Here is a 12,211-nt window from a genome sequence, read left to right on the forward strand (position 1 = left end):
TTCAGATATTAGCTAAGTCCTTCATTTAAAGTTGTAATTGAGTTGTTAAAAGCAGTTGTGAAAATACAGTAAAGTCATTTATATTTTAGTGCAGGCGCATATTTATATGCAGATAAAGCACGACTTCGAAACAATAAATGTAAAAATAACTAGAGGAAAATCAATATGTCAGGATGGTATGAAATTAGTCAGGCAAAAGATGATCAATATCGTTTTGTATTAAAAGCAGGTAATGGCGAAGTGATTTTGACGAGCGAACTTTATAAAGCCAAAGCTTCTGCACAAAATGGGATCGAGTCTGTTCAAAAAAATAGTCCTGAAGATGGGCGTTATGAGCGACTTGAAGCTAAAAATGGTAAACCATACTTTAATTTAAAAGCAGCAAACCATCAGATTATTGGTACAAGTCAGTTCTATTCGAGTGAAGCTGCACGTGATAATGGCATTGAGTCAGTCAAGAAAAATGGTTCATCTGATAAAATTAAAGATCTGACGATAGAGGCTTGATACTTAAGACTTAAATTAAAGATTAAGCCAAGTTTTATCGGATTTATTACAAAAGAGCATGTAAATACATGCTCTTTTCATTTTGTTATAATTTAGTAGATTGTTATTGGATTGTTTAGAATTTCAGTATGGAATGTTCATTTTTTTAAACGCAATTTAAAAATTTCAAAAAATAACAAAAAAATATAAAATCAATTAACAAAATATTATTAAAAATGTTAAATTCATCACGTTAAATAAAAATAATGTTGAGGAATTCCTCTATGAATGTAGGTCATATTGAAATTGTTGGTAATCATATTGTTGCAGAAGAAGTTCTACAAGTCATTCAGGCTTGGGATCAGGCATTATTGGGTCAACACGTTGATGATTTAATGCAACAGTGCGCTACCGATATCAGTATGTTTGATGTCAGCTCTCAGCTTGATGGTGTAAGACAATACAAAAAAGAATGGGAAAAATTTAGTCCTTATTTTAATGAAGAAATGAAAATCTCTCGCCGTGAAGTTCGTTTGTATGCTGCAGATGATTTGGTGGTGATGCATTGCCATTCTAAAGTTGAAAATCCAATTTTGAAAGGCAAATTAGATATGCCTTGGTGTCGTACAACGCTATGTTTACAGAAGAAAGATGATGCTTGGCTTGTTGTACATCAACATATTTCGATGCCTGTTGATCTGCTAACAGGTCAAGCGATTGTACTTAAAAATAAGCCCAAACTCAGATTAGTGGTTTAAATTATTTTAAGATAGAAAATTTGATCAGGAAATAATGTTATTAAACTGACCTATTTCTTTTGATAAATCCTGTTTGAAGACAGGATTTTTTTATTTTTAGAGAAGAAATATTTTAGTTATATGACTCACAAAATTTAAAATAAGTGCCAATAACATATAAAATATGACTTGTGTTCTGTGAAACGATTTGAAAAAATTCATTGAAAATAAATCGAAGAAATATTACTTATGTCAAACTCTGTTCCTACTCGCCCTACGTGGTTGAAACCTCTTTTACCTCGAAATCCGCACGAGTCGCATCGTGTGGCGACATCGCTTGAACTTTTATTTGATTTGATTTTTGTGGTCGCTATTGCAACAGCAGGTGTGCAACTGCATCACAGTATGATTGAAAACCATTTAAGTACAGGACTTGTGCATTATTTGATGGTGTTTTTTGCTTTGTGGTGGGCATGGATGAACTTTAGTTGGTTTGCCTCTGCCTATGACAATGATGATGCTTTTTACCGAGTTATGACCTTTGTACAGATTATTGGTTCATTGGTGATTGCTGCGGGCATTCCCATGGCATTTCAAAAAGATGACTTCGATGTAATTGTCGCGGGTTATGTGATTATGCGGCTTGGTTTGGTTGTTCAATGGCTTCGAGTGGCAGCAAGTGATTTAGAACGTAGAAAAACTGCAATACGCTATGTGATTGGTATTGTTATTGTACAACTTGCATGGCTATTGTTTCATTTTGCCCCAATTGATTTAACTTTATTTATTTTTGCTGGATTAGTGTGTGCTGAGTTGAGTGTGCCACTTTGGGCGGAAGCTGCGAGTAGAACACCATGGCATCCGCATCATATTGCAGAGCGCTATTCACTTTTGACTATCATTGTATTAGGTGAATCGATTGTGGGCTGTTATAGCGCAATTGCCGATGCACTACAAAGTCAGCTACTGAGTATTGAGTTAATTTTCTTAATGGTTGGTGGCTTGATTATAATGTTTACCATGTGGTGGGCATATTTTGATAATGAAGTGGGCGATACTTTAACTACCCGAAAACGTGTGTTTTCTTGGGGGTATGGACATTTCTTTATTTTTATTAGTATTGCCATGATTGGGGCAAGTCTTGCAGCAGCTGTTGATGTTGCGACTCATCAAGCACATATTTCAGATCAAATGGCGGGGTGGCTCGTGGCAATTCCATTGGTCATTTATACGGGAAGTTTGTGGGCACTGCATGAAGCACATACGCTTAATGGCATGAAAAAATGGTTCTATCCATTAACAACAATAATTGTGCTGTGTATTCCTATATTTTCTCCTGACATTGGTTATAGCGTTTTCGCCATTGGTGTCGTGTATGCTTTACGTCTATTCTTAACAAAAACTTATTTAATTAAACGATTCTAATAGGCAGATTGTATGGGATTTCATGATTTTTACCGACTGAGTTCTCATGCGGTCATTTGTAATACAGTGGGTCAGATTTTATTGCTGAAAGCTACTTATGCTGAGCATGCATGGGGCTTGCCAGGTGGTGGTTTGGACATGGGGGAAACCATTCATGATGCATTGTTTCGTGAATGCCATGAAGAATTAGGTTGTGAGATTGAACTTGATTATTTATCGGGTGTTTATTTTCACAGTGCGGTGACTTCACATGCTTTTATTTTCAAATGCCACTTCAAGGAAAATACAGAAATTAAACTCAGTGTAGAACATTCCGAATATCGTTGGTTTAATGTTGATGAGTTGTCCGAAATACAACGCATACGTGTTGAAGATTGTTTAAGATTTCAAGGTCAAGTCGTTAGCCGAGCATTTTAAGATTATGGATGATAAGAGTATGGATCATCAAAAAATAGCTCATTAAAAAGGACAGAAAATGAAAAATACTAAGATGAAAGATGATATTAAAAGTCATTTAAAAACAATTTTATTGATCTGCTCGAGCTTCGCTAGCACAAGTATATTTGCTGAAATTAAAGGGATTTCATTTAGCCATGGTGATTGGGAGCTTGCTTGTGACAATACCGGAACATGCCGAGCAGCGGGATATCACACAGATGAAAATAGCTTTGAAAATATGGTCAGCGTTTTATTGACTCGAAAAGCAGGTACAAGTACACCTGTAAAAGCTGAATTTACTATGATGGTTGGTGATGAAAAAGCGGTCATTCCTAAGCAATATATTTTAAAAATTAATGGTCAATCTTATGGCAAAGTTTCAAATCAGGAAGAGAACTCAACAACTTTAACACCTCAACAAATTCAAGCTTTATTGAAAAGTGCAACGCAAAACAGCGAAATTATTTTGGATGCAGGAAAAAATAGTTTGGTTCTTTCAGGCAGTGGTATGAGTGCTGTTTTGCTGAAAATGGATGAGTTTCAAAAGCGAGTAGGGACATCATCAGCCCTGATTAAAAAGGGAAATCGAGCAAATGAAAATGTATTACAGCCTGAAGCAATCCCTGTTGTCACAGTGCAACCCGCTATAAAAGGTAAAATGATTGAATATAAATCACCTCATATAGAGGTGGAACGTATACAGAATATTTTAAAACGTACGACCACCGAGGAAGATTGTTATATTCTTTTTAATGAACAGGATGCTGATGTTCGTCAGGTTATTGTGACCCCTTTGACGAAAGATAAAAGTCTAGTCAGAAGCCCGTGTTGGAGTGGGGCTTATAATTTTGGTTCAGGTGCTTGGGTAATGGATCACAAACTAACAAAAGTGTATCAAATGGTGAGTAACTCGATTAGCGATGGTGATTCAGTTATGTTGAATGCTTCGCATAAAGGGCGTGGCTTGGGTGATTGTTGGTCATCGGAGGAATGGGTGTGGAATGGACAAAAATTTATTCAAAGTTATGAAGCTGCAAATTTACAATGTAAAGGATTCCCTGGTGGTGCATGGACGATGCCCACCAAAATTTCCAAGATAAAAGAATCAGCTCGATAATTTTTTGCTTTTTTGAAGCCAAAAGATGATTTAAATGGCTTAAATAAAGCGAGTCATTGATTTAAAATGATTTAAGCCGGATTTTTCAGCTTTTCAATGAGTTCATCAATTTTTTTGGCACGTTTCACTTCATTCCATAGCAGTTTTGCTTCAGGATAATGCTTCGACATCATACCAATCCACTGTTTATAACGCCCAACCATATTGATTTCTTTTTTATAAGGTCCACTAAGGAAACGGATTTGTAACTTGAGTAACTCGTCCCAAGTCAGTAAGGCTTCATCAGTATTTTGACGAATACATTGGGTTAAATCGGGTGTAGTGACTGCACCACGTCCAATCATTAAATCTTCACAGCCCGATTCAAGTTGACATTGTTTGGCATCAGTATTTGTCCAAATTTCACCATTAGCAATGACATTAATTTTGAGTGTTTCTTTGATCGGTTGTAACACATCCCAAAATGCAGGTGGTGTATAACCATCTGCTTTGGTGCGTGCATGTACAGTTACCCATGAAGCACCAGCATCTTCAATCGCATGAGCATTTTCCATGGTGAAATTTCTGTCCATATAGCCGAGGCGCATTTTTGCAGAAACAGGAATGTGTGCAGGAATCGCATCACGAACCGCTTTGACCAACTCATAAACCACTTCGGGTTCATCAAGGAGTACCGAACCCCCACGATGACGATTCACTGTTTTTGCAGGGCAGCCAAAATTCATATCAATGACAGGTGCGCCCAACTCAACTGCTCGAATCGCATTAGCAGCGAGCATTTCAGGATCATTTCCTAAAAATTGCACATGTACAGGTGTGCCTGATGCCGTTTTTCCGCCATTGAGGAGTTCAGGGCAGTAGTGATGATAAACATGATCCGGTAATACCGAGTTGGTAATACGAATAAACTCAGTCACACACCAGTCAAAGCTACCTACAGACGTGAGCACATCACGCATGATTGGGTCGGTTAAGCCTTCCATAGGTGCAAGGATGAGTTTCAATGTCGTTACCTGATCTATCAATTTGAACAGGAGCGTTATACGGTTTTTTTGTGAGGATGTCTAGGTGAAGTATTTCGGAACAAAATAAAGTTATTGAATATAAATGGTTTATGTCTTAAGTGGATACGTTATTTAGATTGTACAATAAAAATCGTAATGATTTTTTCTGACTGCTGTTGAATCCACTGCCAATCTTTTAAATGTAACCTTTGGAGTTGATCATCTAAAAGTACCTTTATTTCAGGTTCCATAACCGATTGCATAAAACATGTTCTTGCTAGTGCAACGTCTGTATTAGAACAGCGTATTAATGTGGTTACTTTGCCCTGTTCATAAAGCGATAATCCTTATTAATTTTAAGGGTAATAACATAGGTTTTATTTTTCTAAAGTTCTAAAATAAATATAAAATATCTTATACGAGATTGATTGGTTTTATTGAATCATTTCAATTCATTCAAATAAATTAAAAAAGCCTAATTGATTAAAACTAGGCTTTGGGATGGTTTTTCACTTTTTAAATTTTTGTTTGCATCAGCGGTTTAAAATCATTTCCAAAACAAATTTAGAACCAATAAAACCCACGGCCAATAAAAAAAATCCAATAATGGTAAAACGAATCGCTTTTTGACCACGCCAACCAAACTTATAGCGACCAATCAGCAATGCGCCATATACAAACCAAGACACAATACTAAATGCTGTTTTATGGGCAAGATGTTGAGCAAAGAAATTATCAATGGTGAAAAAGCCAAAACCAAGAGCGAGAGTAAGCAGAGTAAAGCCTGTCATCAACATATCAAATAATAAAGATTCCATGGCTTGAAATGAAGGTAAAAAACTCACCCAAATACGTTTTTTTTGTTTTTTCTTTAATTCACGATTTTGTAACCACAATACCACCGCATGAATAGTTGCCATGAGTAGAACGGCATAGGCAGATAACGACAAAATAATATGAATGTCTAAGCCTAAGGAATGCTGTTCAATGAACTGATGAGGTTTACTAAAACAAAAACCTAAAATCAGTCCAAAGCCTGCAACAGGAATTCCTAACAAGTTGAGCGATAAGACGGGACGATAGGTGCTATAAAGTAGACTGAGCAGTAGCATGAGCCCTGCTGTAAAAGACATTAGATTGAAAACATCATAGTTAATGCCTTGTGGCGTAACCATGTCAATATAAAGTACACTTGCATGTAGAATCAGTCCCAAACTTGACACGATCCCGATAAACCAAGGGTTATAAGCACGTTTTGACATTAAATGCATCACCAAATACCAAAATACAGAGGTATAGGCAATTAATGCTAAAATCGTATAAACCAAGGGTAGGCTAATCATGTCAAACCTTTTTCAGGATGATGAATAATCATGTTATAAGATATAAATTCCATGTGAACTACAGTATCCTATAGCATCTTATGCATAAAAGTTCTATTTTTCAGAAGATTTTTTGCAACAACTATTTTAAGCGGATTTCGCAATGTTTGATACCTTAACAGAACGACTCACGCAGAGTCTAAGAAATGTTACCGGCTCAGGACAACTGACTGAAGACAATATTAAAGACACGTTACGTGAAGTGCGTATGGCACTGCTTGAAGCCGATGTGGCTTTGCCTGTAACCCGTGAGTTTATCGCGAAAGTTAAGGAAGAAGCATTGGGTCAAGAAGTGATGACACAGCTGTCTCCAGGACAAGCTTTTGTCAAAATTGTCTATGACGAACTCACCAAAATGATGGGTGCGGCAAATGAAACCCTAGATTTGGCTGCTAAGCCACCTGTAGTCATTTTGCTTGCAGGTCTACAAGGTGCAGGTAAAACCACTACAGCTGCTAAACTTGCGCGTTTCTTAAAAGATCGCCAAAAGAAAAAAGTTGCAATGGTTTCTGCAGACGTTTACCGCCCAGCGGCAATTAAACAACTACAAACCGTTGCTGCTGAAGTGGGTGCTGATTTTATTGAATCAGATGCTTCGGAAGATCCAATAAAAATTGCGCAACGTGCGATTGGTCAGGCAAAAATTAACTTTAATGATGTCTTGATTGTCGATACTGCAGGTCGTTTGCATATTGATGCAGATATGATGGATGAGATCAAAGCATTACACGCAGCGATTGGTCCAACCGAAACACTATTTGTTGTCGATGCGATGACAGGTCAGGATGCTGCAAATACTGCAAAAGCATTCAATGATGCACTGCCTTTAACAGGCGTGATCTTGACTAAAACTGATGGTGATGCCCGTGGTGGTGCTGCACTTTCAGTTCGTGCAATTACAGGTAAACCAATCAAATTCTTAGGTATGGGTGAAAAACTCGATGCCTTAGAGCCATTCCATCCTGAGCGTGTTGCACAGCGAATCTTGGGTATGGGTGATGTCCTTTCTTTAGTCGAAGAAGTTGAACGTAAAATCGACAAAGAAAAAGCTGAAAAAATGGCGAAAAAATTGCAAAAAGGCGGAAGCTTCAATTTTGAAGATATGCTGATGCAGTTTGAACAAATGAATAACATGGGTGGCATGATGGGCTTCTTAGATAAGTTGCCTGGCATGAGCAATTCAGGAATTCAAGATGCAATTGCACAAGCAAACCCTGAAAAGCAAGTGAAAAAAATGGAAGCGATTATCCAGTCGATGACCATTAAAGAACGCCGTAATCCTGATTTGATGAATCCAAGTCGTAAAAAACGTATCGCTGCGGGTTGTGGTATGGAAGTTGTTGAGGTGAATAAGCTCATTAAACAACATGCGCAAATGGCAAAAATGATGAAAAAATTTGCCAATCCATCGGGCATGGCGAAAATGTTGAAATCACTTGGCGGTATGCAAAAGCAGTTTGGTGGTGGCGGTGGTATGGGACCCTTATTTGGTAACAATGAACCGAAGAAATAAAGGTTAAATTTTTAAAATCAAAAAACTTAAAAGGTGATATTTATCACCTTTTTGTTTATAAAAATAATACAAATTAAAAGAATTATTAAATTATAATAAACTTAAGTAAATAATTATTAGAAGAATGCTTATGAAAGTTTTTATTATACATGGGTATCAATCTTCACCTGAGCAACATTGGTTTCCATGGTTAGCAACAAAAATTGAGCAAATGGGAAGTCAATGTGAGATTGTTCATTTGCAAGGCAGTGATCAGCCTGATTTTGCCACATGGCGTCAAAATTTGGAGGCACAAGTCCATCCTTTAAATGAGCAAACCATTATTGTTGCGCATAGTTTAGGGTGTATTAGCGTACTAGATTATCTCTCTGAAGCACTTAATGGTCGTTTAATTAAAGCGATATTTATGGTCGCAGGTTTTAATGAAAAGCTGACAGCTTTGCCTGAATTGAATCAGTTTGTTCAACAAGCCAAACTCAATGATGCATTACTCAGATTTAGAATTCAGCAACGTTATTCATTATTTTCCTGTAATGATCCATTCGTTCCTGCACCATTGAGTATTCGTTTTGGTCAATTATTAAATGCACAAATGATTGAAGTGAAAAAAGCAGGTCACTTTATGCAAAGTGATGGTCTTAGCGAGTTCCCACAGCTCTGGGAAAAGTTAGAAAAACTATTGGTCGAACAGTCGGTTACTCAAGTAGTGACTATATAGAAATAGAAAATCGCATTTTTTTAAAAATTGAGATTTTATTGAAATCGAAATTGAGGATGTTAAAGCATCCTCAATTTTTATTTATTTGATAAGGTTACACGTTAAATGCTACTTGATAACTTTAAAATCATGTTGCATGTTCAATATAGAAACGTAAACCTTTGAGTAGTAAGTCTTCTTCAACTTGTGGTTCAAACTCTTCAAGAAAACGTGCAAATAAAGGTGCATCACCACCTGTAAGTATAAGTTTACGTGGTGACTGTTGCATAACTTGGCGAATAGTACTGAGTAAGCCAAGAAAAATACCGTGATGTACTGCATCAATGGTATTGCGTCCTGGAGTGAGTTCATCAAAGGCAACGTCAGGAATTTTAATGCCTTTAGTATTTTGAATAAGTGAGTCTCGTTGTAAATATAAATTTGGCAAAATATATCCACCCAAATGTTGTAAACCTTGTGTTAAATCAATCGTTAGTGCAGTCCCACAACTAATAACACATAAGTCTTGTTCAACATTAGCGACAGCCAATACTTGAAGCCAACGGTCAATACCGAGTTGTTCAACATGATCATAGCCACATTTTAAACCCGCATATTCGGCATGTACTTTTGCAAAGGTCATAGGAATATCGAGTAGGTTTAAAATCTGTAAAATACGTTCATTATTCTTTTGATCTTGGACTGACGAAATGCCAACACAATCAATCTCACTATTTTTAAAATGTTGAATCAAACCTAACAAGAGATCAGCAGGAGATTGCAGATGTAATTCTGCGCCATGCTCAATAACATGTTGCTCTAATGTTTCGAGATCGGTCGTGGTAATCCAATATTTTAGACGTGTATTGCCAATATCAAGCCATAAGTTTTTCATGGAAGTGTTGATCGTCCTACTAATTTTTAATGTTGATCTATTTAACCGATTTTAGACGTAAACGTCCTTGATAATAGCTTTGTAATCCTTGTTCATTTTCAATTTGAATTGCTCCATCTCGATCAATGCCTTTAAAAACACCTTGAATAGTATCTTTTGTTTGTTCAAATTCAACCGTTTGTCCCATAAATGCTGCGACATTATTGAAGCGAGCTGCAAGGTTGTAGCAGCCATGATCAAACCATTGCCCCGCTTGCAAAATGGCTAAATATACGTCACTGATCATTTGAATACGGTTGGGATATTGCACACCCAATTGCACGACAGAAGTTGCTTGTTGTGAGAGTTGTTCAGGTGGTACAGGCAATAAGTTGATCCCCACACCAACAATGGCTTCATGTGCTGATAATGGTTCAACGAGTATCCCTCCCCATTTTCCTTGTGGGCTATATAGGTCATTGGGCCATTTAACTTGTAGATTTGGCAGGGTTTTTAAACTTGAAATTTGTAGAATATTTAATGCAATTTCAAGTGCAAGGCGTCCATCAAGGGGTGTTTTGGTTTTCAGCAATGTGCTTAAATAAATATTCCCGATGGGAGAGACCCATTCTCGTTGATGTTGCCCCCGTCCCTGACTTTGTTGTTCACTACACACAAGGATGCGATTTGCGCCTTGTGCAAGCTCACGGACATCATCATTGGTCGATGTTGTATTGTGTTTAAGTAAAAGAATTTCAGGTAGTTGCTGAGCATCTGTTAAAAGCTGTCGAAGATGACGAGTCTCTAAATCCATATTGAATCTGAGAAGAAAGGAAAGTAGTGATGGAGTTAATCATATATTTGGTCATTGGTGCAATTGCAGGATTTGCCGCAGGACTATTTGGTGTTGGTGGTGGTTTGATTATTGTCCCAATTTTATATGTGGTTTTTACTCAAATGGGTTATGACCCAACGGTTGTGATGCATATGGCATTGGGAACATCATTGGCAACAATTATTGTGACATCACTAAGTTCAGTTTCAGCCCATCATAAAAAAGGTGCGGTTATGTGGCATGTGGTTAAAAACCTTGCACCAGGTTTAGTTCTAGGCTCATTTTTAGGTGCAGGTATTGCCGATGTTTTGTCGGGTGGGAATTTGCAATTGATCATTGGTGTATTTGCTTTATGGGTGGCATTTAAAATGTTTAAGGGCGCTAATGTTCAAGTAGATGTGTCTAAACACTTACCGCCTGTACCAATGCAAATGCTTGCAGGTGGTGGTATTGGAGTAGCATCGGCAATTTTTGGTATTGGTGGGGGAAGTTTGACAGTGCCATATTTAAATAAATATGGCGTAGTGATGCAAAAAGCGGTAGCGACTTCGGCAGCATGTGGTTTGCCGATTGCTATTGCAGGGGCAATTGGTTTTATGATTTTTGGATCACATGGTCAAGTTGAAATTAAAAATGCGATTGGTTATGTGCATATTTATGCCTTTATTGGTATCAGTATTATGAGTTTTATTACAGCAAAACTCGGTGCAAAAGTGGCACATCAATTATCACCTGCAATGTTGAAAAAATGCTTTGCAGGTTTGCTGGTTTCAGTCGGAACTTACTTTGTATTACAGGGCATTAAAATATTTTTTTAAATTGGCTGATAGATAAAGTTTTAGATCAATGACACTATTGTTCACAACAGGATTGGCTTAAAATCTTAAAAATTGTCTAACAATGACATGGAAATGCAAAGTCTGAATCAGTTATATAAGGAAGATAATGATTCAGACTTAATCTAAATAAAACTAATAAAACAGGATTTATATGCATTTGGATGATGTAGATAGCCTATCGGAACAAATCGCAAGGCATATAAGCGAGCAAATCATCAGTGGTGAATTGGTGGAGGGTGAGCGCATACAAGAGTTACGCATTGCAAAAGAACTTGATGTCAGTCGAGGTTCGGTGCGTGAGGCTTTATTGTTGCTTGAACGCACGCATCTGATTGAAATTTTCCCACGTCGTGGCGCAATTGTGTCAGAAATGTCAGCACAGCAAGTGAGAGCGTTATTTGATACTTGTGCACTTCTATTGGGTCAGATTGTTCATAAAATGAGTGAGACGTGGCGAAGCCATGAAGCTGAAGCGCTACAGCATTTATTAAATGATTTAATTGAGCATGTAAAACAGGGCAATACTGAAAAGTTTTATGATGGTATTTTTCATTTTTTGTCTGAACAAAATGATATGGTTGGCAACTCTTATTTGATGAAATTTTATAAGGAACTGTTGCCTTCTTTACGTCGTAGCTATTTTTTAACCTTAAATACTTCAAGACGAGAGCTACAAGAAGCGTTAGAATTGTTCCGCTTGGTGATTGATGCGATTTTAATCCGAAAATCACAACAAGCTACTTTATTTATGGATGATTTTTGCCGACACTTACGCAACTTAGTGTTGGAATCGCTGACACGAATGAAACAAATCGAACTTGCTTGGGCGCGGAGATCACGTCGCTAAGTAACGTGAGTAAGTAA

The 12,211-nt window shown here is 37.2% G+C and carries 14 protein-coding genes; 9 read left to right on the forward strand and 5 right to left on the reverse strand.

The genetic code is table 11. The features are described 5' to 3' along the window. The first annotated feature begins 165 nt into the window (after window positions 1-165). The 5 genes from ACK1JC_RS05645 to ACK1JC_RS05665 all read left to right on the forward strand — a co-directional run bounded on the left by ACK1JC_RS05645 (window position 166) and on the right by ACK1JC_RS05665 (window position 4,203). Window positions 166-507 carry a YegP family protein gene (locus tag ACK1JC_RS05645; RefSeq protein WP_409510886.1) on the forward strand — a complete coding sequence of 114 codons (342 nt, stop codon included), beginning with the start codon at window positions 166-168 and terminating at the stop codon, window positions 505-507. A 263-nt stretch (window positions 508-770) separates the two neighbouring features. Further along, window positions 771-1,244, forward strand: coding sequence for a YybH family protein (locus ACK1JC_RS05650; RefSeq protein ID WP_409510887.1), 474 nt, complete (start codon window positions 771-773; stop codon window positions 1,242-1,244). 228 nt (window positions 1,245-1,472) lie between these two features. Next, window positions 1,473-2,648, forward strand: a complete 1,176-nt coding sequence (locus ACK1JC_RS05655) for a low temperature requirement protein A (protein WP_409510888.1) — start codon at window positions 1,473-1,475, stop codon at window positions 2,646-2,648. 12 nt (window positions 2,649-2,660) lie between these two features. Then, complete coding sequence (locus ACK1JC_RS05660) at window positions 2,661-3,065, forward strand: NUDIX hydrolase (protein WP_409510889.1); 405 nt, start codon at window positions 2,661-2,663, stop codon at window positions 3,063-3,065. Window positions 3,066-3,123: 58 nt separating this feature from the next. Beyond that, window positions 3,124-4,203 (forward strand): DUF1176 domain-containing protein, encoded by a 1,080-nt coding sequence (locus ACK1JC_RS05665; RefSeq protein ID WP_409510890.1) that lies wholly within the window; start codon window positions 3,124-3,126, stop codon window positions 4,201-4,203. A gap of 71 nt (window positions 4,204-4,274) precedes the next feature. Here ACK1JC_RS05665 and ACK1JC_RS05670 read toward each other — a convergent pair whose 3' ends face one another. The 3 genes from ACK1JC_RS05670 to ACK1JC_RS05680 form a co-directional block, all read right to left on the reverse strand. Continuing rightward, on the reverse strand, window positions 4,275-5,207 hold the full coding sequence (locus tag ACK1JC_RS05670; protein WP_409510891.1) for a tRNA dihydrouridine synthase: 933 nt from the start codon (window positions 5,205-5,207) through the stop codon (window positions 4,275-4,277). Between the two features lie 128 nt (window positions 5,208-5,335). Then, complete coding sequence (locus ACK1JC_RS05675; protein WP_409510892.1) at window positions 5,336-5,470, reverse strand: hypothetical protein; 135 nt, start codon at window positions 5,468-5,470, stop codon at window positions 5,336-5,338. 270 nt (window positions 5,471-5,740) lie between these two features. Continuing rightward, the gene (locus ACK1JC_RS05680) at window positions 5,741-6,550 is read right to left on the reverse strand and encodes an inner membrane protein YpjD (RefSeq protein WP_409510893.1); all 810 of its coding nucleotides are present in this window, start codon (window positions 6,548-6,550) and stop codon (window positions 5,741-5,743) included. Between the two features lie 142 nt (window positions 6,551-6,692). On the opposite strand from ACK1JC_RS05680, the gene ffh reads away from it, so the two are divergent. Together ffh and ACK1JC_RS05690 are read left to right on the forward strand one after the other, a co-directional pair. Beyond that, the gene (gene ffh / locus ACK1JC_RS05685; RefSeq protein ID WP_409510894.1) at window positions 6,693-8,102 is read left to right on the forward strand and encodes a signal recognition particle protein; all 1,410 of its coding nucleotides are present in this window, start codon (window positions 6,693-6,695) and stop codon (window positions 8,100-8,102) included. 130 nt (window positions 8,103-8,232) lie between these two features. Beyond that, entirely contained in the window at window positions 8,233-8,820 is a 588-nt protein-coding gene (locus tag ACK1JC_RS05690; protein ID WP_409510895.1) for an RBBP9/YdeN family alpha/beta hydrolase, read from the forward strand. A 127-nt stretch (window positions 8,821-8,947) separates the two neighbouring features. Here ACK1JC_RS05690 and ACK1JC_RS05695 read toward each other — a convergent pair whose 3' ends face one another. Together ACK1JC_RS05695 and ACK1JC_RS05700 are read right to left on the reverse strand one after the other, a co-directional pair. Then, window positions 8,948-9,694 (reverse strand): type III pantothenate kinase, encoded by a 747-nt coding sequence (locus ACK1JC_RS05695; protein ID WP_409510896.1) that lies wholly within the window; start codon window positions 9,692-9,694, stop codon window positions 8,948-8,950. A gap of 37 nt (window positions 9,695-9,731) precedes the next feature. After that, window positions 9,732-10,487: a biotin--[acetyl-CoA-carboxylase] ligase gene (locus ACK1JC_RS05700; RefSeq protein WP_409510897.1), complete on the reverse strand. Its 756-nt coding sequence runs from the start codon at window positions 10,485-10,487 to the stop codon at window positions 9,732-9,734. A 29-nt stretch (window positions 10,488-10,516) separates the two neighbouring features. Here ACK1JC_RS05700 and ACK1JC_RS05705 point away from each other — a divergent pair, with 29 nt between their 5' ends. Together ACK1JC_RS05705 and ACK1JC_RS05710 are read left to right on the forward strand one after the other, a co-directional pair. Next, window positions 10,517-11,326, forward strand: coding sequence for a sulfite exporter TauE/SafE family protein (locus ACK1JC_RS05705; RefSeq protein ID WP_409510898.1), 810 nt, complete (start codon window positions 10,517-10,519; stop codon window positions 11,324-11,326). A 172-nt stretch (window positions 11,327-11,498) separates the two neighbouring features. Beyond that, complete coding sequence (locus ACK1JC_RS05710) at window positions 11,499-12,194, forward strand: GntR family transcriptional regulator (RefSeq protein WP_409510899.1); 696 nt, start codon at window positions 11,499-11,501, stop codon at window positions 12,192-12,194. Window positions 12,195-12,211 lie beyond the last annotated feature (17 nt).

It is taken from the genome of Acinetobacter sp. TY2 (assembly GCF_046269225.1).
Lineage (GTDB): Bacteria > Pseudomonadota > Gammaproteobacteria > Pseudomonadales > Moraxellaceae > Acinetobacter.